This window comes from Psychromonas algarum (assembly GCF_004376845.1).
Lineage (GTDB): Bacteria > Pseudomonadota > Gammaproteobacteria > Enterobacterales > Psychromonadaceae > Psychromonas.
Window position 1 is genome coordinate 149,624 of sequence record NZ_SNUW01000003.1, and the last position, 21,769, is coordinate 171,392.

Sequence of the window (21,769 nt, forward strand, 5' to 3'; positions counted from 1 at the left end):
TAAACCTCTATTAATTATTGATAATTTAGTCTTTAAAGTTATTAAATTGAAAGCCTATTCCTAAATCACAATCTTTCACTAAACGCATTGCTTGCTGTAAATCATCACGCTTTTTGCCTGTTACACGTAATTGCTCACCTTGAATGGCAACTTGTACTTTAATTTTGCTATCTTTAATTAGTTTTACTAATTTTTTCGCCGTTGGTTGATCAACACCCACTTTAAATTTAACATTCTGAGACCAAAATTTTCCTGATTGATCACATTGTTCAGGATCCATTGCACGCGTATCCACACCACGTTTAACAAGATTACCACGTAACATATCACGCAAAGCAGAGATTTGCATATCGGCTTCAGCTTCTAGTTTTACTACTTCTTTATTAAGTGTCACGGTTGCTTTAACACCACGTAAATCATAACGATTACTTATTTCTCGTCGTGTATTGTCTACTGCATTTTTAACTTCTTCTAAGTCAATTTCTGAAACGATATCAAATGAAGGCATCTTTATTCCTTAATGAATGGTTTAAATTAATGTGTGCTGAATTTACCAGAAAATGCATTCATCTTCTATCATCGAAACAGACTTTGTTACTTGTATCTTATTATACAAATTAGCATAATGAATTTTTAGGAGAAATTATGATTCAAATTATTGGTGCAGGTGCAATCGGCTGTTTATGGTTAGCAAAATTACAACAATCAAATTTCGCCTGTCATATTGTGACCCGTACTAAACACCAAACAACTGAATTACAATTTACTAACTTACAAGCAGAAAAAATTCGATTACCTATTTCTCACAGCCATCAGTTATTACATAACACATTAATCGAGCAACAAAGTGTTATTTTAGTTTGTGTAAAAGCACCTAATGTATTATCTGCTTTATTAATGCAACGCCCTTATATATCAACCCAGCAACCTATTATATTAATGCACAATGGTTATGGCTGCGCTGATGAAATACTTAAGCACTTCCCTAACAACCCCATTATTTCTGCAACAACAGCTAATGCGAGCTTATTAAACGCTCCTTTTAATATTACGCAGACAGGTAATGGGGCAAGTTACTTTGGTACTTTTAATTGTGAGAATAAAAAATTAGATCTAGCAACTCTAATTAAACCTTTTCAAGCAGTTATGAAAGATGTGCATTGGTGTAATGATATCGCTGAAAAATGTTGGCTAAAACTAATTATTAATGCAGCCATCAATCCATTAACAGCCATTCATCAAATTAAAAATGGAGCATTACAAGCATCAGAGTTTTCTTTAACCATCAAAGCAATTATTGAAGAATCACTTGCCATAGCAAAAGCTGAACAATTTAATTTTGAATTATTATCATTACAAAAAAGTATTAATGCAGTGATTGAAGCAACGGCCCCAAATTACTCATCAATGAACCGAGATATTTTTTATCGGAGAGAAACTGAAATAGAGTTTATTAATGGTTACCTTATAAAAAAAGCGCATCAACATAATATTGAGGCGCCTATTTTAACGAACTTATATCAACAAATTAAAGCGTTGGAGTATCGCTCACCAACTGTTGTAAATAATTGCTAATTTGACTGTTTAATTTATCTTGTAAACGCAAATTTAATAATTCTTTTTGCTTTGCAGAAATTTTAACAGTCCAACGTTTACGGCTAATCACTTTATCATTTTCACTAATTGTTAATTCATAACTACCACGTAACCAATACCAATTATTAATAAACGCTGGATCAGTGACATCAATTTCTGCAGAAAGTTGTAAGCTTGATTCATTAACAACCTTTACTCCTAACTTTGCTAAACCCGCTTGTAATGATTTTTTTTGGCTATCACTGTCCGCTTTTACACTCATTTGTAATGATGCTAATTTACGACTAATTAACTGCTCAATTTTGTTACTCGAAATATTATTGGGTACACCACTACCACTAATATATTTCAATTGTAAATCAGCAGTCTTACGTGCAAGCTGTTGATCTCTTGCCGAACGAAGCGCATTAACAGCTAAAATTGAATTAGGCGCAAAATTAATACTGTAATCAATTAACTCTGCTGTTTTATTATCTAGCTCAGTAATGGATTGCATTAAATTTTGAGCCGCACTATTTTTTTCTAATACAGCTAGAGCATAATAATCACCAGTAGGACTTAGCCAACTTTCTTTTATTTCTACGCCTTGAATCACTTGATCAGTTTCTGTTTCGATACTGCGCTGTAATGTGGTCGAACTTTCTAGCGTCACTCCGACTACACTTTCTTGTTTTACCGCTTCAGTTAATGTTTTTGTCTCTGCACGTACTTTCACTGAAAAAATTTCCAGTAAATTAGTGACGGCACTTTGTCCTGCTCGAGTACGATTTGAGGCTTGTCCTACAGCAGTTAAATAATCATTACTTGGGTATTTTCCTTGTGCATTATCAATCCAATCAGGACGCTCTGCCAACGCTTTCTCTTCAGGTGTTGGAGCTGCACAAGCCGTTATCAATAATAACGAAATGAACATACATAATGTAAGCTTTACTTGCTTCATAAAAATTCCTTATTTAAAGATTTATTGCTGATAATGAAAAACTTTATCAGTCAAACTCGTTGTTAAAATAACGTGTTGCGTTCCTTTACTTAAACTAATTTTATGATCAATATCGTTTACACTCGACACAATAACATTATCTGCATTAGTATCTAAATAACTAAATTGTATGGTAGCAGGCAACATGTTCCAGCTACGTAAATCAGCAATTTCACTTAACACAGTAGCAATATTTAATAATGTACCAACCAATGAGCTTTGTTCATGACCTCTTTGCACTAACTCATATTTAGCAATCGCTCGCGTTGTTGTTAGTAATAAAATTGATGGGTATTCTCTATCTAAATCTTCTCTTGCTAAGGAGTCAATATTTTCAATTACATCACTACGAACTTGTTGCTGACCATCACTCATTTTAAGGCGTTGTAAACGGTAATCTTGTTTATCATAAGCAGGCATAGAGATTCTAATTAATTGCCCATGATCATGACTTGGCACCATCACTGTTCGCTCAACTTTATTCGAAACAACGCCATCAAAATACAGGCTAAAAACTTGCTTATTAGTCTTAGCACGCTGTACAAGTGATGGGAATTTTTGACTATATTTCGCGTATTGTTGATCATTTCCCATTTTTTTGCTCATACGTAATAAGCCTAACTTTAGCCCCTCAGGTAAAGTTGCTTTACGTTGCGTTAAAATACTTTCGGCAGATTGATAACTAATAAAAGCATTTGAACGTTCATCTAATAGCTCATAAATCATAGCAGATAATAGATGTGTGCTTGCTAGTTGACCGTTTAATTGTCTGCCACTAACTAACTTTTTCATGGCAACATCAGCTTGTAGCATTTCAACGCGTGCCCCCTCAATATCGTTATTAAATAAATAACTTAGAGCAAGCATATTATGTACCATTACTCGATCAGTTGGGTAACCGCTATATTTTCGAAATGTCTCATTAACAGTGCCAGCAGCGACATTTTCAGTAACTGATATAGCAGCTAATGATTGCATCTCTTTTTCTGCATGTGTTAGTGATTTAATAGCAGGATCAAATTGCCCGGTGAGCAACTGCAAATATCCAAGATTCAGATAATATTGTGCAATATCTGTATCACCAGGATCTTTTTCTTGTAATGTAGAAAGGATTTTTTCAGGTTTTTGTTGTTGTAACTGATCAGCTAATTCATTGTTGTGATATTGCTGCAAAGAACAGCCCGTAGACAACAACACAAATAAAGTAATAATAAGTATTTTATGCATGGTTTTCCCACTTTGAAATTAAAATAGGCTCAAAATTGAGCCTATTTAAAGGGTTCGTTGGGTGCTTACTCGCGAAGTTTACTATTTTTAACCAGTTTTTTGATTTTCTTCTCACCAACCCATACTTTACGATTATCTTTGATACTAATTAACTCTAAGTTAACTTGGTAGAAACGTACTTGAGTTGTACCATCCACATCAATAATAGTATTGATTTGACCTTGCATCATGTAGTCAGCGCCATATTCTTGGCCCATTTCTTTACGCGTTGCTTCAGTTGCATTTAAATCTTGATCAGCACGTTCATCACGGATCTCTTGACGAGCACCAGAACTTGCAACAAATTGTACTTCACCAGAGTTAATTAACTCACGTTCAATATTGGCAATAAATGCATTGGTATTAATATGTTCATGGCTTAAGTTTTTAATACGACCAACAATAACTGCAGGATCTTTACCTTGTGTTTTTACAAATTTAGTTATCCATGCACGTGATAATGCATCATCAACCATTTCTCGCGCAACAAGTTGAGAATCGGTGTCATTCCATGCCCCGCTTAAATCGATTTGCTGTTGTGCATCTAAGCGCTCAACCGATGTAGAACAACCCGACAAGACCAACGTCGCTGCAACTACTAACCAAAATTTAGATTTTATTTTCATTGTAAACTCCACTAAAGAATAATTGTGCTGGATTTGATTATCCAACGTTTTTAAAAATTTAACTAATTAATTTCCCTAGATTTTTTCCACCTAACAAATGTAGATGAATATGATAGACCTCCTGTCCACCATCATTATTACAATTCATAATCAAGCGATAACCTGACTCAGCAATACCTTCCTGTTTTGCAAGGTTTTTAGCAACTGTCATCATTTTACCAATTAATAATTCGTCTTCAATTTCAATATCATTTGCCGTTGGGATCAGTTTGTTAGGAATAATTAATATATGCACAGGCGCTTGGGGAGAAATATCTCGAAATGCAGTCACATAATGATCTTGATATAAAGTATCTGATGGGATCTCTTTATCAATAATTTTTCTAAAAATAGTTTCTTCTGCCATATGAGCCTCTTTAAAATAATTCAAATAAGTAATTAAACAGCTAAAATTAAAGCGTAACAATTGCTCCTTTACCAATACCTTCATAAGCATAAACGGTTACACGATTATCCCCTTCTTGCTGTTTAATTGTTTCACAAATAAAACGAGCTAATTCTTCAACTGTTGTGTCATTATCCAATACTTCACAACGACTCGCTGGCATCAACAATTCAAAATATCCCTGTGGTGCATGATATGCAGAACAATGGACAGGTACAGTACTTTTGCTGGTAATAAATGATAATTCACTACGTTCAATCACGTCTTCTTGACTTGCTAAATAAATATCCGCCCAACGCTTAGCCCACTTATCGACCCAAGATTCACTGTATTCATCATTGATGAAAATATCAATTTTTGAACGGTGTCCATGTGCAATACGTTGACAATTTCCATTATGCTTTTTCAAACCATGCGTATAGTGATAATAAGGCGTTGTTAATACTTCTGAACGTAGCTTTATTGATAAACCAGTTATATTTTCTGGTAGTTTAATCAGCACAACTTGTTCTAGATAAGTTTCTAATAAATCGACTGTAATCGTTTCACTTTCTAACAAACAATACGCTTCATGCGGGCTTTTTAATTGAATAACACTTTTATCTTCAAGTACATAATCAACTTGTGTGCGTTGTTCTTCTAATGTAACTGAGCAACGAGATGATGCATGTGGCACGAGTAATTTATGATCAACTTCAGCATCAATAATGGCTTTTATCTGTTTTTTAACTAATGAAAAATCCAGAATCATAGATTGTTCATTCAATTGTCCATCTAACACAACATCAACTTGATAACTTTCGCCAACAAAGCCACGCTCTGGATCTAAATATGTAGCATCAATGACCGTTAGGTCTCGTACAAATAATTTCATTCTTGTTATCTCTTATCAATTGCAGTGAGTAATTAGCACATGATTAAAACGGTGCTTTACTTTCATCTTCAGTTGCACTTTGTAATACAACGTCATCCGAGTCAATTAATGCATCACGTTTAAGTTGTTCACGTAAATTAGGCGGAATACCTTGAATGGTTAATGTGTCAGACGCTTCGTCATATTTGACAGATGAACCTAAATGCTTTTGATCAAAACTAATACTCATGCCACCACCTTGACCAACATATTTTGTTAATTTTCTAACTAGGCTTCTGTCAGCAGGAAAATTTTCTTCTAATTGATAATCTTCACTGACAAAATCATAAAAACTTCCTTCCAAACTAGATGTACTTTCAAATTCATTAGATAAGGTTGAAAGATCAATATCTTGACCTTCTTTAAGTTGCTCTTTGCAGTAGTTCGATGTTACTTCACGCACAGCTTGCTTTTCTTCAGTTGGTAAAGCTTGTTTTTCACAAAACTCTTCTACTGCTTGTAATAGACCTTGATTTTGTACCTTTGCATCAAAGCCTTCTTTTGCCCCCATCATATCTAAGAAAAAATCAGATACTTTACGACCAACTCGACCTTTAATAAATGAAATATAACGGTTAGCTTCAGGTGAGCGTTTTAATAACGTGAGATCAATACGCGCGACTAGTTGAATTTTACTTGTTTCAATATGCTGACTTACTTTAAGCTCTAAATTCTCATTAACACTGATCGACTGATTATTTTGCAATAAAGCAATAAATAGGTAATCACTCGTTGTCCAACTATATTTACTTATCAGTAACACACCTTCTTCAGCAAAATCATGCTTTTTTAATTCTTCTACAAGTCGGGCTGCAGCTTGCTGTGAAAAACCAACAAAATCTAATTCACCATTTAACTCTTCTGTTAGAGCACGTTGAAATAATGGTGACTTTTCAGATTCATCAGCAAAATAAGCATAGGCTTTATTTGATTTACTCTGGTAGTTACGGTGCAAATCCATTACAAACTGCTCAATTGAAGGCGAAATAGGTAACTCACCTTCACGCATTTTACATTGTAATACCCCTTCATCGTTGTAATTCAAAGAATGTAAAATGATATTAGTAGCAGAAACGTTCATAGATAGAATGACCTTTTGAAAGCAAATTGATTTAGTGGCAAATCTGATTCGCAAATTATATACCTGTTATCCTTCAAGATGCAAAAATCAACACCACTAATCACAAATAACATTTAGCTAAAAAACAAAGAAAATATTAAATAAAATCAACACTTAGTTAGATACGTTTGCTCGTAATAGATAAACTCACCTAACTATTTTTTGATCAAAATAGAAGCGATAACATTATATTTTCATAGCAGAAATGATGATTAAATAGAAAAAGAGATGAAAAACGAAGATTAAATAGTTTTATTATCACCTTAACTTTTTAAATTCCTCCTGTTAAGTGATTGGTATAATAATGTCAGTGGGGTATCATACTGTAATTATTCATCCTTAATTACATAGAAGTTTATTATGCCAATTCAATCAAAATACTCTAGCCAAAAAATTGAAACTATCCTTGATCAAGTCATGGACGTTTTACATGATAATGACGTATCAGTTGATTTGAGCTTAATGATCCTTGGTAATAGCATTACACATGTTATTAATAGCCAAGTTCCGGTGACACAGCGTAAAGCAATTTCAGATAAATTTGTAAAAGCATTAAGTGCTTCTATTAACTTAAAAGATAAATAAAAACATGGTTGAGACAGGTCATAAATTCTACGACAATGTAGCCAAGAAAGTAGCCTGGGCACACTGGTTTACGTTTTTTAATATTATTGCTGTTTCATTAATCAGTATTCGTTATGTAGCATATTCTGGTCTGGCTGATTCAGCCTTAGGTATTCTTTATCAATTTGTCAGTCTGATTGGACACTTTAGTTTTCTTTCTGCTGTTGTCTTTGGTATTTTTTTATTTCCACTGGCTTTCCTCATAACAAACAACCTTGTTTACCGATTAACCTCCATATTAATCGCCACTGTTGGTATTGCTTTTTTAATCGTAGATACACAGATATTCCGACTTTATGGTTTTCATCTCAACCCTCTAATTTGGCAATTTTTACAACGACCGGAACAAGTCGAAGCCATTTATTCAATTAATTTACACTATATTTCTATTCCTATTATTTTTGCCTTAGAAGTATTCTTTTCATTAATTGTATGGAAAAAAGTACGTAATTTAAGTGCTAAACGTATTGGCAAGCCAATTACTTTGGTGTTGTTATCAGCATTTATTCTTAGCCATCTGTTGTTTATTTGGGCCGATGCAACTCAATACCGCCCAGTCACCTTACAAAAATCTTTATATCCATTATCATACCCAATGACAGCCCGCACGTTTTTAACTAAACAAGGTTTATTAAACGAAGAAAGCATTCAAAAGAATAAACTTGCCCAAGATGGCACTAATCCAAATGAATTACGTTATCCCATTGAGCCATTAGCTTTTTCTGCTAGTGAAAACAATCCTGAACATAATCGAAATATTTTAATTATCACAGTTGAATCACTGCGTGCAGATATGTTGAATGCTAAAAGCATGCCCTATCTACAGACACTAAGTGAACAAGGATTTAATTTCAAACAACACTTTAGTGGTGCGAATAATAGTGAGCAAGGCGTATTTAGTTTATTTTATGGCTTGCCGAATAGTTATTGGACAACCGTTATCAACAATCATATTTCGCCTGTTTTTATTGATAAAGTAGCAGAAGATAAACGTCCTATTGGGCTATTTTCTGGTATAGGTTTTGTACATCCTGAATTTTTACAGAGTAGTTTTAGCCAATTAAAAGCGACACCTAACGTTTACTTTTCAAAAACTCAAAATAATAATCAAGTCGTACAACAGTGGAATAAATGGGTTAGTGAGCAAAAAAACACTCAGCCTTGGTTTAGTTATGTTTATTTAGCACAAAAAAACAGTCATTTATTTGCTCAAAATAACCACAAAACGGTTTCTGAACAAAGTGAAGATTTATCGCTATACCAATCTCAAGTACTGACAATTGATAATCAGATAAAACGATTAGTAGAAAGGCTAAAAAAACAAAAGCAGTATAAAAATACAATCATCATGATAACCGGAACGAATGGGCAGTCATTTAAAAAAGCGAATACAAGCGATACTTTAATTAACGGTTCACATGTACCAATGGTCTTAATATGGCCAAATAAAGTACCACAAGAAATAAATAGAATGACAAGTCATGTAGATATCATGCCAACCCTAATGCAAGAAGTGTTCTCTGTTGATAATATGCCGAGTAGTTACAGCAGTGGTAAACACTTGTTTAGCAACAATAATCGTCAGTATGTTTTGTCAGGTGATACCAATAACTACATTATTTATGAAACAGATAAAATAACACAATTTTCACGTAATGGTGATATTGATAGTATTAATTGGCAAGGTGACCGTATTGAGCAATCTGAAAATAATGCTCAATATGACATAACGTTATTAATTGATGTGCTATCTAAATTACGTCGTTTTAATCCTAAATAAACAATAGTTCACATGGGGGAAACGTCTTCCCCATCACTTCTCAACTCTCTTTTTTACATTATGATTTTTGAACTTTGATGAAGCTCATACTAGTAGCCATAATATATATGTTACATTCCACCAGCATTTACAGTAAATAGCGGATCTATTTTACTGGTTAAAACAACTCACTTCTTTGTTATAAATTTTGTAAATGGGACAACCATTTATCTCAATTTACGCCTCTAATTGAATTGTTTTTTCTGAGCAAAACTTAGATCACATACTTAATGTAATTGCTCTTAAACAATGACATTGCATATGATTTGTACGTAGTAACAAGGTAGTTACTACTCAATAAAAAAGGGATACTACTATGACCATATTATCTTGCGAGACAACAACTCGCCTAGAGCAAGAAATAAGACTCTTTTCTCAAAAAATTTACCATAAAGGAAGTGCTCAAGCTGAAATCGTCAAACAATATGAGAATAGAAAAAAAGTTGAGCAGTTTAAAATTAACCTGATCTGTAATACAGCCTTGAATATTGGACTAATAATTTGCTTAGGAAGCTGGTTAATTTTATAAAAAAAGTAACGAAAAAGCCAATTAACATAATGAAAGCCATTCTTTAAATTCGATTTTTGTCGTTTTAGGCTATTGAGATGACAAATAAATTACGCTTACCAGCATCGTTTTTATTGTTGCGCCATTATGATCTTCTTATCCTATCTGATTCTATAACGGTTATTAACAGAGCTATTTTTAAATTAACTCAACCAATACCGTAATTTAGATTATTGTAATAACCTACTCTATAAACGATAAAAGGTATAAATTTCATTAATTTACACCTTTTATTATGAAAATATAAAACATTTTTTGGTTATACATTAAGTAAATAGTCACCATTCAAAAAGTAGATTGGAAAACTATCCAACTATTTGATTTATTTTAGTAAATTTATTTACCCAAATAAGAGAAATGAGTAAACTCCCCCCTATTTTTATGGAATAAAACTTAATGCCAATACTTATTGCCATCACTTTTTTGTGGGCATTTTCTTTTAGTTTAATCGGAGTCTATCTAGCAGGACAAGTTGATGCTTGGTTTTCTGTTTTAATGCGAGTTGCCCTTGCCACTTTAGTCTTTTTGCCATTTTTACAGCTGGGTCAAATTAAACCTAAAATTGCTTTACAACTGATGCTATGCGGCGCATTTCAACTTGGTATTATGTATGGTTTTTATTACCAATCCTTTTTATATCTTTCCGTACCAGAAGTTCTCTTATTTACCGTTATGACCCCCATTTATATCACTTTACTTAACGATATACTTGATCGAAGATTAAATATTGGATTTATTATTAGTGCATTAATTGCAATTATTGGAGCAATTGCTATTCGCTATCAAACGATAGATGAAGGTTATTTAAAAGGCCTATTGATTGTACAAGGTGCAAACCTATGCTTTGCCGCAGGTCAAGTTGGGTATAAACGGATCATTGCAAAAGAGCGTGCTGATTTACCACAACGTACTGTCTTTGCTTGGTTTTTTATCGGAGCATTAGTTGTTGTTATTCCTTGTTATTTATTACTTGGCAATCCTAACAAACTACCAACAACAGGTCTGCAATGGTCTATTTTAACTTATTTAGGAGTTGTTGCTTCAGGTATCGGTTACTTTGCTTGGAATAAAGGTGCAACCATGGTGAACGTGGGAACATTAGCAGTCGCAAATAACTTATTAATTCCTGCAGGTATTTTAGTAAATGTTATATTCTGGAACCATGATGCCGATATATTACGTCTTTCAATTGGTGCAGGGATCATATTGTTGGCACTGGTGGTTAACGATAAATTTAATCAGAAAATAGATCAGCAAAAAACATAATTGCTTTACTTAAAAATATAAATAAGTGGTGCTACTGCACCATTTATTTACTCATCTCTGATAAAGAAAGCTTGTGATCTAAACCACTGCTCAATATCCGTCAAGTAGCCTTTAAATTGTGGTTGTATCATTGCTAAAGCCGACATTTTTTCACTAATAGCGGTGATGCTATAATGGTTATTCAGTAATAAGTTACGTAACACATCAATAAAATCAACATCTAATGCATCAGAAAAAACAACACATTCATCAATCACACCTTGTTTTACTTTCAGATTGATATCAACAATTCCCCATGTAAAACGCGTCTCGAGTTTGTGGTCAAATTCAGGTGTTTTACCAAAGCGCCAATCGCTATCACTCATTTTTTGGTAATACGTATCTAATACATCGATCTCTTTTAATACTTCAATATCTAATAACTCAGGTTCAACCCTTGTTTCATAATGAGCACAAAAAGCATCAGTAATTGCCTCACAAATAGTTTTATGATTAATCTCTGCATTAAATTCACATAAATTAGCAACACGAGATCGAACTGATTTAATACCTTTAGCTTCAAGTTTTAACGGATGAGGATTAAGGTAATTAGCAAGTTGAGTTAAATCTGCATTCACCAATAAAGTACCATGGTGGAAACTTAACTTTGAAGTGTGTTTGAAAGCAGATCCAGATATTTTTTTATCACCAACAGTTAAATCGTTACGTCCAGAAAGTTCTGCACTGATGGCAAACGTTTTTAACGCCTTAATAATGATATCGAAGTTATCTGTTTGCTGATAATTGGCTTTGCTACTTAAAAAAGTAAAATTCGTATTACCAAGATCATGAAAAACCGCTCCACCGCCACTTTGTCTTCGGGCAAGGTAAATATTATCAGCTTCCATTTTATCTAAACGACATTCTGCCCAAGGATTTTGATGTTGGCCAATCACCACAGTCGGATCATTTTGCCATAGATAAAGTATATGAGTAGAATGGTCTAAATGACGAAAGATCCAATCTTCTATCGCTAAATTAAACCAAGGATTGTTTGTTGATGAATGCAATACTCTTATTTTAGTCATAACATACTCTAAATGAGGGTGAAAAATGAACTGATAAACTAAGTGCAAAACCACATTAATTTATCTTAGCCTGATATTCAATAAGTCATTATTTACACTATAAATATATTATTTATGGATACACCATCGTATTCATCAGGCGCTCTTTTCCTTGAAAGTTTAGCGAAAATTCACTTGTAATACGAAACCCCGATTTTAGATACAGTCCTTTAGCGCGCTCATTTGATTTCCATACCGACAATCTTGCACTACCTTCTAATTGGCATAATACATAAGCTAATAACTTCTGCCCCACTCCTTCCCCTCTATTAATGGAATCAACAAAAAGCCAATTAATGCGATCACCTGTAAAACCGCAGAAACCTAAAATATCCTCTTCTTCGTAAACATAAACTTTAGACTGAGAAAATACCGCCATCATATATTCATCTTTACTCCAGGGAGTAAATATAAAATCCCCCTCCTCTTGATAAAACTCATGTGGACGAGCGGCATCATAAATACTGGCTAAGCGAGTAAAATCAGTTTCTTTATATTGTCTAATATTCATATATGCCTCACTTTAAACAGATGCTATACAAGGTAACATCTAATAAGCTATTCAGTGCTAAGTATTAACCCACTATTCTTGCTTCATTCAATAATATTTAAAAAGTGTATGTTCAAAGTTAAGCATCTAAAAAAACAAAAGCCCCAATATTAAAAAGTAACAATGTAGCTAATAATATTAATTCATTTTTTTATTCGTATTCAGAAGAGTATGTTTCACTATATGAATGAGAATATAACTCAAAAAAATTACCAAACGGGTCTTCTAAGTAGATCATTTGATAAGGTTTACTCTCATCTTCAGGATGGTATCTCATGGTTTCCATTCTTGTTTTACCCCCGTACTTTTTCAATCACACCTTCAAAATCATCAGCTTCTAAAGAATAATGGAAAATACCAATTTTTGAAAAATCGACAATATGCTTTTCTTCTCTTTCTTTCATCTCGAACAATTCAAAACCAATGCCATCTTTAGTGACTAGATGAGCAATATTAAAGCTTTTAAATCCTTCACCAAATACAGCGATGCACATAGCACCAATCGCGGTTTCTTTTTCTTCAACCACTTTTGATTTCCCCATGACAATTTCAAGCCCTAATGCTTTAGTGTAAAATTCAACGGCTTTGTCTATATCACCAACCATAATGCCTACATGACTCATTTTCATATTCATTTCACCTATATTGTTTTTTTGATTACTGCTGTGTTTTGATGGAGGTATTATAGGCAGAACAAAAAAAACACTTAAAATTATTAATCTTTATTATTTTAATAATTTAAATTTATCATTATATGTTGATTATTTTGCTCATATAAATAGGAATATTAATAAACAGAGAAAGTGTAGTAGAACAAAGGATTGTTAACTTTTGTGAATACAGACCAAAAAACTCAATAAAATGAACATGATGATAACTTTATATATCACCATGACTATTTTTCTACTAACATACATAAGATAAGTACATCTCACCATGCCCCCTAACCGAACACTGACATATTGAGTAGCGAATGGAAGTTGAATTATTAGAGATAAAAGATTTTATTAGCCAATATGCCCCTTTTGATCAGCTTCCTGAAGAAGTTTTATTAGAGGTGGTGCAAAGCGTGCAAATATCTTATTACCGCGCAGATACGCGTATTGTGGATTTTAAAGATAACATCCATGAATTATATTTGATACGCAGTGGTGTGGTGGAAATTTATCGCCGTAACGGTGATCTTTATAATCGACTTGACCAAGGTAAGTTATTCGGTCAAATGGGCTTACTAACCAATAATAAAGTACGCTTTCCTTCAAAAGCAGTAAAAGACACGCTTTTATACTGTATTCCAGACACTGTTTTTTATGATTTATGTGAACGCTTTGATAGTTTTGCTGAATTTGTTGAGTCAGAAGATAGTACGCGTTTAAAACAAGCTGTTGAAGGTAAAAGTGATGATGCTAATGATCTCACCACATCTAAAGTAAAAAAACTCATCACAAGAGAAGCTCTAGTTTTACCTAGCAACACCAGTATTCAGTCAGTTGCACAAATCATGGCTGAAGAATACCAGTCTGCAGCATTAATTAATGATCCAACTATTGACGATGAAGATGGCGGTAATCTTGTTGGTTTAATCACTGAACATGATTTGTGTGCAAAAGTGGTTGCTGCTGGTTTGAGTGTTGATAATCCAGTATCAGAGGTAATGTCGACTGAGCTTATTTCACTCGATCACAATGCTTATATTTTTGAAGCGATGTTATTAATGTTGCGTAATAACGTGCATCACTTACCTATTCTTAAAAATAAAAAGCCCATTGGTTTAGTGGAAGTTACAGATATTATTCGTTATGAATCGCAAAATAGCTTATTGTTTGTAAGTGGTATTTTTCAACAACAAAGCACTGAAGACTTAGCACTTTTATCTAGTCAATTAAAAGATTGTTTTTTACGAATGGTCAACGAAGATGCCAATTCTCATATGGTTGGACGTGCCATGTCAGAAATTGGACGGAGTTTTAAACAACGATTATTAGAATTAGCAGAAGAAAAGTTAGGCCCGCCACCTCTACCTTATTGTTTCCTTGCATTGGGTTCAATGGCAAGAAATGAACAGTTAATTGTAACAGATCAAGATAACGCATTAATACTTGATAATGATTACGACCCAGAGATCCATGGAGAATATTTTGAAAAGTTAGCGCATTTTGTCTGCGATGGTTTAGCCGCATGTGGTTATACCTACTGTACAGGTGAAATCATGGCAACAAACCCTGAATACCGTAAAACTCAAGCACAATGGGAAGCATGTTTTGCTGATTGGATAGATCACCCTAATCCACAGGCATTATTAAACTGTAATATTTTCTTCGATCTTTCCGGTGTTTATGGTCGTGTTAAATGGGCTGAACAACTTAATGCATTTGTATTACGTAGAGCCAAAAAGAATAATCGTTTTTTATCTTGCATGGCACGTAATGCATTAAACAGAAAACCTCCACTGGGTTTCTTTAAGAACTTTGTAATGGAAAATGATGGACGTCATAATAATTCAATCAATTTAAAACGTCGAGGAACAGCACCTTTAGCGGATTTGATCCGAGTACATGCTCTCGCCATCGGTTCTCAATCTCAAAACTCATTTGATCGTTTAGAAGATATTATTGAAGCAGGTATTCTACCTAAATCAAAAGGGGCTGATTTACAACATGCTATGGAATTGATCTCTTTAGTCAGATTACGCCATCAAGCACTTGATGTTGAGTCTGATCTTGAACCTGATAATAATATTGAACCTGAAAATATGTCCGATTTTGAGCGACGCAATCTTAAAGACGCTTTTTTAGTGTTAAGTAATGCACAGAATTTTTTAAAATACCGTTATAGTGCAACTAGCCTTTAAGGGGATATAATGCATCATTTTGCTAACAAAGAAATTCACTTCGCTAATAAAGAAATTCTAAACTGGGCCGCTTTTTTGCAGCTAAAAGCAAAAGAAAGCAAAGATATACGGTTACAGAATTTCTACAATAACGGTACTTATCACGATGAAACAAAGCTAAAAGATATTGAATTTGTTGCTTTAGATTTTGAAACAACAGGCTTAAATCCACAACAAAATAGTATTATTAGTATTGGCTTAGTCCCTTTTAGTTTAAATAGGGTTTTTTGTAATCAAGCCAAAAAATGGTATGTAACTCCTCAAGACAAGTTAGAAGAAGACTCAATTGTTATTCATGGCATCACACATTCTGATTTAAAAGGTGCGCCTGATTTAATACGTATTTTAGAGCATCTATTAGACGAATTAGCAGGTAAAGTTGTGGTCGTTCATTACCGAAGAATTGAACGAGATTTTTTAGATCAAAATCTACGCGCATTAATTAATGAAGGAATTGTTTTTCCTATTATTGATACCATGCAAATTGAGGCTGATATACAACAAAAACAAACATCAGGTTTTGTTAATTGGTTATTCAGAAAAAAAACACAATCTATTCGTTTAGGCAGTAGTCGTTTAAGATATCACTTACCAACCTACCCGCCACATGATGCATTAACAGACGCCATTGCTACTGCTGAGTTATTTCAAGCACAAGTGAGCTATCATTTTAGTGAAAATACAGCCATCAAAGATATGTGGTTATAACACTCCTCTATTCGAACTATAAGTTTACTCCCCACTGAATAAAGATAGTGAGTAAACATCATCAACAAAAAAGACGATTAATCATTGATTAATCGCCTTTTTAGATCGTTTTAATAATTTTTATTAATTAAAAACTACTTATACTTCGCCTTTCGCGATAGCTTTAGTACGTTGCTCTGTTCTCATACCCATCAACAAACTCACACACATTATTAATAATATAATGGTGAAAGGTAATGCTGTTGATATGGCGGCAGCTTGCAATGCTTCAATGGCATGTATACCGCCAACCCATAACAATGCAACAGCAATTGCTCCCTCGATCGAAGCCCAGAAGATACGTTGTGGAACTGGTGCATCAACTTTACCACCAGCAGTAATGCTATCAATAACCAGTGAGCCTGAATCAGAAGAAGTAATAAAGAATACTAAAACTAATACGATAGCAAGTACCGATAAAATACTGCCAAACGGTAAAGCATCAAACATTTCAAACATTGCAAGTGGAACAGAAGTTAACCCTTTATCTCCTAAGATACCTACATGATTAACTATTTGATCAATCGCATTGCCACCAAATACTGACATCCAAATGACTGTAACAGATGTTGGAATAATTAATACTGCAGTAATAAATTCACGTACTGTACGGCCACGAGAGATACGCGCAATAAACATACCTACAAATGGAGACCATGAAATCCACCATGCCCAATAGAATACAGTCCAGCCATGCATCCAAGCTTGATCTTCACGACCGATAGGATTACTTAATGGAATAATATTTTTTACATATCCCATAATAGTATTAGGGATTGTACCCATTGATACAGCAAAAGTAACAATAATAACAAATACAACTAAAGCTAATGCTAATAGCATATTGATATTACTAATCACTTTAACACCACCATCCATTCCTCGAACAACAGAAACAACAGCTAATAAAGTGACCGCTACAATAATAATGATCTGTGTGGTCAGCCCAGCAGAAATACCAAACACATGGTGGAAACCACTCGCTGCTTGCTGTGCACCCATACCAAGGGATGTAGCTAAACCAAATAAAGTCGCAATAACGGCAAAGATATCAATGATATGTCCAGCCCAACCCCAAGTACGATCACCTAGTATTGGATAAAAAATAGAACGCATTGAAAGTGGTAAACCTTTATTAAAAGCAAAAAATGCTAATGATAAGGCAACAACACCATAAATAGCCCAAGGATGTAATCCCCAGTGGAACATCGTTGCACCTAATGCTAATTGAGCAGCTTCTGGTGTATTAGCCACAACATTTAATGGCGTTTCATACCAACCAGTATAATATGCAATTGGCTCAGAAACCCCCCAGAACATAAGTCCAATACCCATTCCGGCTGCAAATAACATTGCAATCCAAGACCAAGTTGAATAGTCGGATTTTGCATCATCTCCACCTAAACGAATTTTACCGTAAGGTGACACAACTAATGCTAAGCAGAATACAACAAATATATTTGCTGACCACATGAATAACCAATCAAATGAACCAATGATTTGCCATTTTATTCCATCTAATGCGGCTTTAGAAACTTCAGGATCAACGACCATGATCACAACTAAAAATAAACCTATTAAGCCCGCACTAATACCAAAAACAGGATTATGTACATCAAATCCCCATTTTTGAACGTTATCTTGCCCCACAGTATAGTCGGTGTTATCTATACTATATTTATCCTTGTTTAAACTCATTTTTCCTCATTTAGAGCATCCGCTCTGTTATGTACCAGTTTCCATCGCGATGATATTAACAAAATCAACATTATTTTTCAGTTTAATCTTGAAATTAATATTAAATAATGACATTAGATTCCCATAAATAATCTAAATTTTAGATTATTAGGTATGATGTGGAGAATTTATTAACGAGAATAATTATTCTTCTGAACATGAAGTTGATAAAAATAAAATGAAATTAAGTTATTCTTATCAAGAGTTTAGTGAAGAGCAAGATTAATAGATTGTTTTTCTATGCTTATCTTTTTTTTGTTTTACAATGTGAATCTAACATTACATTTTAAACTCGGAATTATTCATGTCACTTCGTATTGCAATCAATGGTTATGGACGTATCGGACGTAGTTTTCTACGTGCTTTGTTCGAAGGTAATTTTCAATCAGATATTGAAGTCGTTGCCATTAACGAACTCGCAAGTGCTGAAGCGATTTGTCATTTAACACAATACGATTCAACACATGGACGTTTTCCATTTGAAGTTTCACAGCTCAATAATTATCTCTGCATAGAACAACAAAATATTCAATTGCTCTCTTTTGAAAATATACAAGAGTTACCATGGCAAGCCTTAAATATTGATATCGTCATTGACTGTACTGGTATTTATGGCAGTAAAAATGATGCAAATGCACATATCTCTGCTGGCGCTAAAAAAGTCATTTTTTCACATCCAGCAGATCATGATGTGGATGCGACCGTTGTATATGGCATTAATCACCAACAGTTAACCGGTCATGAACAATATATTTCAGGCGCTTCTTGTACAACAAATTGTATCGTGCCAGTCATTGCCAGTTTAGATACAGCATTTAATATTAAATGTGGCACCATCACTACTATACATTCTGCAATGAATGACCAACCAGTGATTGATTCTTATCATCATGATTTACGTAGAACACGCTCAGCTAGTCAATCGATTATTCCCGTTGATACGAAATTAGCAGCAGGTATCGAACGAATTTTACCTAAATTTGCCAATAAATTTGAAGCAATAGCAGTGCGAGTTCCTACCATTAATGTAACTGCAATGGATCTGAGTGTGACAGTTGATAGTAAAGTGTCTATTGATGATATTAATCATTGCTTAAAGCAGAGCGCATTAAGTGAATTAAAAGGTATTTTGGGTTATACCGAAGCACCGCTAGTTTCTGTTGATTTTAACCATGACCCACGTTCTTGCATTATTGACTGTACACAAACAAGAGTAAGCGATGGACATTTAGTTAAATTACTTGTGTGGTGTGACAATGAATGGGGGTTCGCAAATCGTCTATTAGATACGTGTATGCACTTAAAAACGTTAATAGAACAATTGCCAGAACACAATAAATAAAATAGTGCGGTGATTATTTAGCAATAAACTCTTCACTGCACTCATATGATCCCATTTCAAAGATACGACATACCCAAGGTCTGTTTTCATAAATCGTGCATAAACGAGTTTCACGATCAACACAGATACAGTACCCATCATCGAGTTGTTTCATTGTTTCCCCTCCCCATTGATCACGATTAATATATTGCTCTGGTACACCGGTCTCTGTGATCAACATAACCTCTAACTGACAGCAAGCCGCTCTACAGTTATCACAAGTTAATTCAGGGGTGGAAATATCTTTAATGGGTATCGTCATTTATTCACAAATATAAAAGGAATAATAAAGTAGTAAGCCTATAGGGCTCACTACTTAAAAGATACCAAAATTATTTAGCTTATTGGAAAACCTAATTAAATTATACGCTTACATTATTGGTTACTTTATCAAACCCAGTTGGTTTTAAAGCTAAACCTGTTTTAATAAACTCAGAGAAATGTGCAATCGTTTTTTGAGCTAATGGTGGCAAGTTATCAAACTCTATATTATCCAGTAAATTTTTCACTTCCAAACCTAGTTCTGTATCACCTTCTATTGATAAACGACGCTGGAAGAATAATGTATCTGGATCTTCTTTACGGCCAACCACTAAGATCAAATCATTCACAACAGCGGTGAATGACACATCCGTTCTCGGTGCTTTTTCTTTAATCACAATGGCATCATTTTCAAAACTTAAAAACCAAGTTAATTTAAGATCTGAAATAGTTACTTTTAACCATTTATCCTCTAAAAATCTTAAATCATCATCTTCAATCGCTTCTTTAAAAATACGACTTAATATTTCATTTAAACATTTTTGTTGTACAGAAAAAGGTAATAACAAACTTGGGAAAGCTAATAATTTAGGTGTTTTTGTTACTATTTTATGTTGAATTTCGCTGCGTAATTGAGTAAACATATTTATCCTTTAAGTCACCATTTTTCGATAAGGCTGCAGCCATTCAAGACAGTAACCATTTAATAATAGAAATTATAAAGACGTCATCGAAGAACAACTTGGTTTAAATCAATTTAGCTCTAATCAATTTTGCAAGGAATGCATTTTGCCTGCCCTACATCAATAAATATCTAGCTACTTTTTTTACAATAGCCATATTATGAATAACGGAGAAAATGAATGGAACTTTTATGCCCCGCAGGCAGTTTACCCGCATTAAAAATGGCCATTGATTGTGGTGCAGATGCCGTTTATGTCGGATTAAAAGATGATACCAACGCTCGTCACTTTGCAGGTCTAAATTTTAATGACAAAAAGCTAGCTAAAGGTGCACAATATGTCCGGGATCATAACAAACATTTACATGTAGCCATCAATACTTTTGCACATCCAGGAAGTGAAAAAAGATGGTTTAATGCTGTTGATAAATGCGTTGATTTAGGAGCAAACGCCGCTATTATTTCTGATATTGCAACATTAGATTACGCCGCTAATAAATACCCTGAATTAGAATTACACTTATCTGTACAAGCTTCAGCCACTAACACTGCTGCTATCGATTTTTATAAAAATAATTTCAATGTAAAACGAGTTGTCTTACCAAGAGTTTTATCGATTCATCAAGTAAAACAATTAGCACGTAATACTGATATGGATTTAGAAGTGTTTGCTTTTGGTAGTTTGTGCATCATGGCAGAAGGCCGCTGTTATTTATCATCTTATTTTACTGGTGAATCACCAAATACGGTTGGTGCATGTTCTCCTGCTAAATATGTAAGATGGCAAGAAACGGAACAAGGTTTAGAATCTCGCTTAAATGATATTTTAATTGACCGCTATCAACCTGATGAAAAAGCTGGATACCCTACTTTATGTAAAGGAAAATTTACTGTAGATAATCACCTTTATCACGCACTCGAAGAGCCAACTAGCTTAAATACATTAGCGATCCTACCTGAATTAATGCAAGCCGGAATTACCTCTGTAAAAATTGAAGGCCGTCAACGCAGTCCTGCTTATGTTGAACAAATAACTCGTGTATGGCGTGCAGCCATCGACAGTTACCAACAAGCACCAGAAAATTACAGTGTACAAAAAGATTGGGATGTAGTGCTCGCGAATGTTTCTGAAGGTAGCCAAACCACCTTAGGTGCTTACCACCGAGATTGGCAATAACATCACATCGACATTG

21 protein-coding genes and 1 pseudogene are annotated in these 21,769 nt (G+C 34.0%); 9 read left to right on the plus strand and 13 right to left on the minus strand.

The features are described from left to right. Positions 1-25: 25 nt before the first annotated feature. Entirely contained in the window at positions 26-508 is a 483-nt protein-coding gene (locus tag E2R68_RS02830; protein WP_134275993.1) for a YajQ family cyclic di-GMP-binding protein, read from the minus strand. A gap of 137 nt (positions 509-645) precedes the next feature. On the opposite strand from E2R68_RS02830, the gene E2R68_RS02835 reads away from it, so the two are divergent. Continuing rightward, positions 646-1,575: a ketopantoate reductase family protein gene (locus E2R68_RS02835; protein WP_134275994.1), complete on the plus strand. Its 930-nt coding sequence runs from the start codon at positions 646-648 to the stop codon at positions 1,573-1,575. Here E2R68_RS02835 and E2R68_RS02840 read toward each other — a convergent pair. From E2R68_RS02840 to yejK, 6 genes are all read right to left on the minus strand, one after another. Beyond that, entirely contained in the window at positions 1,529-2,536 is a 1,008-nt protein-coding gene (locus E2R68_RS02840; protein WP_134275995.1) for an LPP20 family lipoprotein, read from the minus strand. The genes E2R68_RS02835 and E2R68_RS02840 overlap by 47 nt on opposite strands. Before the next feature lie 21 nt (positions 2,537-2,557). Then, on the minus strand, positions 2,558-3,802 hold the full coding sequence (locus E2R68_RS02845) for a COG3014 family protein (RefSeq protein WP_134275996.1): 1,245 nt from the start codon (positions 3,800-3,802) through the stop codon (positions 2,558-2,560). Between the two features lie 65 nt (positions 3,803-3,867). Next, positions 3,868-4,467: a penicillin-binding protein activator LpoB gene (locus E2R68_RS02850; protein WP_134275997.1), complete on the minus strand. Its 600-nt coding sequence runs from the start codon at positions 4,465-4,467 to the stop codon at positions 3,868-3,870. 58 nt (positions 4,468-4,525) lie between these two features. Continuing rightward, a complete protein-coding gene (locus tag E2R68_RS02855; protein WP_134275998.1) occupies positions 4,526-4,873 on the minus strand; it encodes an HIT domain-containing protein in 348 nt (115 codons plus the stop codon). 46 nt (positions 4,874-4,919) lie between these two features. Further along, positions 4,920-5,786 (minus strand): 6-carboxytetrahydropterin synthase, encoded by an 867-nt coding sequence (locus E2R68_RS02860; protein ID WP_134275999.1) that lies wholly within the window; start codon positions 5,784-5,786, stop codon positions 4,920-4,922. Positions 5,787-5,829: 43 nt separating this feature from the next. Beyond that, on the minus strand, positions 5,830-6,906 hold the full coding sequence (yejK, locus tag E2R68_RS02865; RefSeq protein ID WP_134276000.1) for a nucleoid-associated protein YejK: 1,077 nt from the start codon (positions 6,904-6,906) through the stop codon (positions 5,830-5,832). Between the two features lie 399 nt (positions 6,907-7,305). Here yejK and E2R68_RS02870 point away from each other — a divergent pair, with 399 nt between their 5' ends. The 4 genes from E2R68_RS02870 (at position 7,306) to E2R68_RS02885 (ending at position 11,222) form a co-directional block, all read left to right on the plus strand. Next, a complete protein-coding gene (locus E2R68_RS02870) occupies positions 7,306-7,530 on the plus strand; it encodes a YejL family protein (protein WP_134276001.1) in 225 nt (74 codons plus the stop codon). 4 nt (positions 7,531-7,534) lie between these two features. Continuing rightward, positions 7,535-9,349, plus strand: a complete 1,815-nt coding sequence (locus E2R68_RS02875; protein WP_134276002.1) for a DUF3413 domain-containing protein — start codon at positions 7,535-7,537, stop codon at positions 9,347-9,349. A gap of 355 nt (positions 9,350-9,704) precedes the next feature. Then, complete coding sequence (locus E2R68_RS02880; protein WP_134276003.1) at positions 9,705-9,917, plus strand: hypothetical protein; 213 nt, start codon at positions 9,705-9,707, stop codon at positions 9,915-9,917. A 435-nt stretch (positions 9,918-10,352) separates the two neighbouring features. Continuing rightward, positions 10,353-11,222, plus strand: coding sequence for a carboxylate/amino acid/amine transporter (locus tag E2R68_RS02885; protein ID WP_134276004.1), 870 nt, complete (start codon positions 10,353-10,355; stop codon positions 11,220-11,222). 47 nt (positions 11,223-11,269) lie between these two features. On the opposite strand, the gene lplA is transcribed toward E2R68_RS02885, so the two are convergent. The 3 genes and pseudogenes from lplA to E2R68_RS02900 all read right to left on the minus strand — a co-directional run bounded on the left by lplA (position 11,270) and on the right by E2R68_RS02900 (position 13,507). Further along, positions 11,270-12,289, minus strand: coding sequence for a lipoate--protein ligase (gene lplA / locus E2R68_RS02890; RefSeq protein ID WP_134276005.1), 1,020 nt, complete (start codon positions 12,287-12,289; stop codon positions 11,270-11,272). 112 nt (positions 12,290-12,401) lie between these two features. Next, entirely contained in the window at positions 12,402-12,839 is a 438-nt protein-coding gene (locus E2R68_RS02895) for a GNAT family N-acetyltransferase (protein ID WP_134276006.1), read from the minus strand. Positions 12,840-13,029: 190 nt separating this feature from the next. Beyond that, positions 13,030-13,507: pseudogene (locus E2R68_RS02900) on the minus strand (VOC family protein). A gap of 344 nt (positions 13,508-13,851) precedes the next feature. On the opposite strand from E2R68_RS02900, the gene E2R68_RS02905 reads away from it, so the two are divergent. Both E2R68_RS02905 and E2R68_RS02910 read left to right on the plus strand, forming a co-directional pair. Then, the gene (locus E2R68_RS02905; protein WP_134276007.1) at positions 13,852-15,729 is read left to right on the plus strand and encodes a DUF294 nucleotidyltransferase-like domain-containing protein; all 1,878 of its coding nucleotides are present in this window, start codon (positions 13,852-13,854) and stop codon (positions 15,727-15,729) included. 9 nt (positions 15,730-15,738) lie between these two features. After that, positions 15,739-16,476: a 3'-5' exonuclease gene (locus E2R68_RS02910; RefSeq protein ID WP_134276008.1), complete on the plus strand. Its 738-nt coding sequence runs from the start codon at positions 15,739-15,741 to the stop codon at positions 16,474-16,476. A gap of 138 nt (positions 16,477-16,614) precedes the next feature. On the opposite strand, the gene E2R68_RS02915 is transcribed toward E2R68_RS02910, so the two are convergent. Beyond that, a complete protein-coding gene (locus tag E2R68_RS02915) occupies positions 16,615-18,213 on the minus strand; it encodes a BCCT family transporter (RefSeq protein WP_134276009.1) in 1,599 nt (532 codons plus the stop codon). A gap of 343 nt (positions 18,214-18,556) precedes the next feature. Between E2R68_RS02915 and epd the strand changes: the two genes are divergently transcribed. Further along, positions 18,557-19,594 (plus strand): erythrose-4-phosphate dehydrogenase, encoded by a 1,038-nt coding sequence (epd, locus tag E2R68_RS02920; RefSeq protein ID WP_134276010.1) that lies wholly within the window; start codon positions 18,557-18,559, stop codon positions 19,592-19,594. A gap of 13 nt (positions 19,595-19,607) precedes the next feature. Here the strand turns inward: epd and E2R68_RS02925 are convergent, their stop codons facing one another. Both E2R68_RS02925 and ubiT read right to left on the minus strand, forming a co-directional pair. Beyond that, positions 19,608-19,895 (minus strand): YkgJ family cysteine cluster protein, encoded by a 288-nt coding sequence (locus tag E2R68_RS02925; protein WP_134276011.1) that lies wholly within the window; start codon positions 19,893-19,895, stop codon positions 19,608-19,610. A 100-nt stretch (positions 19,896-19,995) separates the two neighbouring features. Next, positions 19,996-20,538 carry a ubiquinone anaerobic biosynthesis accessory factor UbiT gene (gene ubiT / locus E2R68_RS02930; RefSeq protein WP_134276012.1) on the minus strand — a complete coding sequence of 181 codons (543 nt, stop codon included), beginning with the start codon at positions 20,536-20,538 and terminating at the stop codon, positions 19,996-19,998. Positions 20,539-20,757: 219 nt separating this feature from the next. Here ubiT and ubiU point away from each other — a divergent pair, with 219 nt between their 5' ends. Then, the gene (gene ubiU / locus E2R68_RS02935) at positions 20,758-21,753 is read left to right on the plus strand and encodes a ubiquinone anaerobic biosynthesis protein UbiU (RefSeq protein WP_134276013.1); all 996 of its coding nucleotides are present in this window, start codon (positions 20,758-20,760) and stop codon (positions 21,751-21,753) included. Positions 21,754-21,769 lie beyond the last annotated feature (16 nt).

What these genes read in the sequence shown, in the direction of transcription:
- E2R68_RS02830 (WP_134275993.1), bottom strand. Translation starts at nt 508, where the DNA reads ATGCCTTCATTTGATATCGTTTCAGAAATTGACTTAGAAGAAGTTAAA.
- E2R68_RS02835 (WP_134275994.1), top strand. Translation starts at nt 646, where the DNA reads ATGATTCAAATTATTGGTGCAGGTGCAATCGGCTGTTTATGGTTAGCA.
- E2R68_RS02840 (WP_134275995.1), bottom strand. Translation starts at nt 2,536, where the DNA reads ATGAAGCAAGTAAAGCTTACATTATGTATGTTCATTTCGTTATTATTG.
- E2R68_RS02845 (WP_134275996.1), bottom strand. Translation starts at nt 3,802, where the DNA reads ATGCATAAAATACTTATTATTACTTTATTTGTGTTGTTGTCTACGGGC.
- E2R68_RS02850 (WP_134275997.1), bottom strand. Translation starts at nt 4,467, where the DNA reads ATGAAAATAAAATCTAAATTTTGGTTAGTAGTTGCAGCGACGTTGGTC.
- E2R68_RS02855 (WP_134275998.1), bottom strand. Translation starts at nt 4,873, where the DNA reads ATGGCAGAAGAAACTATTTTTAGAAAAATTATTGATAAAGAGATCCCA.
- E2R68_RS02860 (WP_134275999.1), bottom strand. Translation starts at nt 5,786, where the DNA reads ATGAAATTATTTGTACGAGACCTAACGGTCATTGATGCTACATATTTA.
- yejK (WP_134276000.1), bottom strand. Translation starts at nt 6,906, where the DNA reads ATGAACGTTTCTGCTACTAATATCATTTTACATTCTTTGAATTACAAC.
- E2R68_RS02870 (WP_134276001.1), top strand. Translation starts at nt 7,306, where the DNA reads ATGCCAATTCAATCAAAATACTCTAGCCAAAAAATTGAAACTATCCTT.
- E2R68_RS02875 (WP_134276002.1), top strand. Translation starts at nt 7,535, where the DNA reads ATGGTTGAGACAGGTCATAAATTCTACGACAATGTAGCCAAGAAAGTA.
- E2R68_RS02880 (WP_134276003.1), top strand. Translation starts at nt 9,705, where the DNA reads ATGACCATATTATCTTGCGAGACAACAACTCGCCTAGAGCAAGAAATA.
- E2R68_RS02885 (WP_134276004.1), top strand. Translation starts at nt 10,353, where the DNA reads ATGCCAATACTTATTGCCATCACTTTTTTGTGGGCATTTTCTTTTAGT.
- lplA (WP_134276005.1), bottom strand. Translation starts at nt 12,289, where the DNA reads ATGACTAAAATAAGAGTATTGCATTCATCAACAAACAATCCTTGGTTT.
- E2R68_RS02895 (WP_134276006.1), bottom strand. Translation starts at nt 12,839, where the DNA reads ATGAATATTAGACAATATAAAGAAACTGATTTTACTCGCTTAGCCAGT.
- E2R68_RS02905 (WP_134276007.1), top strand. Translation starts at nt 13,852, where the DNA reads ATGGAAGTTGAATTATTAGAGATAAAAGATTTTATTAGCCAATATGCC.
- E2R68_RS02910 (WP_134276008.1), top strand. Translation starts at nt 15,739, where the DNA reads ATGCATCATTTTGCTAACAAAGAAATTCACTTCGCTAATAAAGAAATT.
- E2R68_RS02915 (WP_134276009.1), bottom strand. Translation starts at nt 18,213, where the DNA reads ATGAGTTTAAACAAGGATAAATATAGTATAGATAACACCGACTATACT.
- epd (WP_134276010.1), top strand. Translation starts at nt 18,557, where the DNA reads ATGTCACTTCGTATTGCAATCAATGGTTATGGACGTATCGGACGTAGT.
- E2R68_RS02925 (WP_134276011.1), bottom strand. Translation starts at nt 19,895, where the DNA reads ATGACGATACCCATTAAAGATATTTCCACCCCTGAATTAACTTGTGAT.
- ubiT (WP_134276012.1), bottom strand. Translation starts at nt 20,538, where the DNA reads ATGTTTACTCAATTACGCAGCGAAATTCAACATAAAATAGTAACAAAA.
- ubiU (WP_134276013.1), top strand. Translation starts at nt 20,758, where the DNA reads ATGGAACTTTTATGCCCCGCAGGCAGTTTACCCGCATTAAAAATGGCC.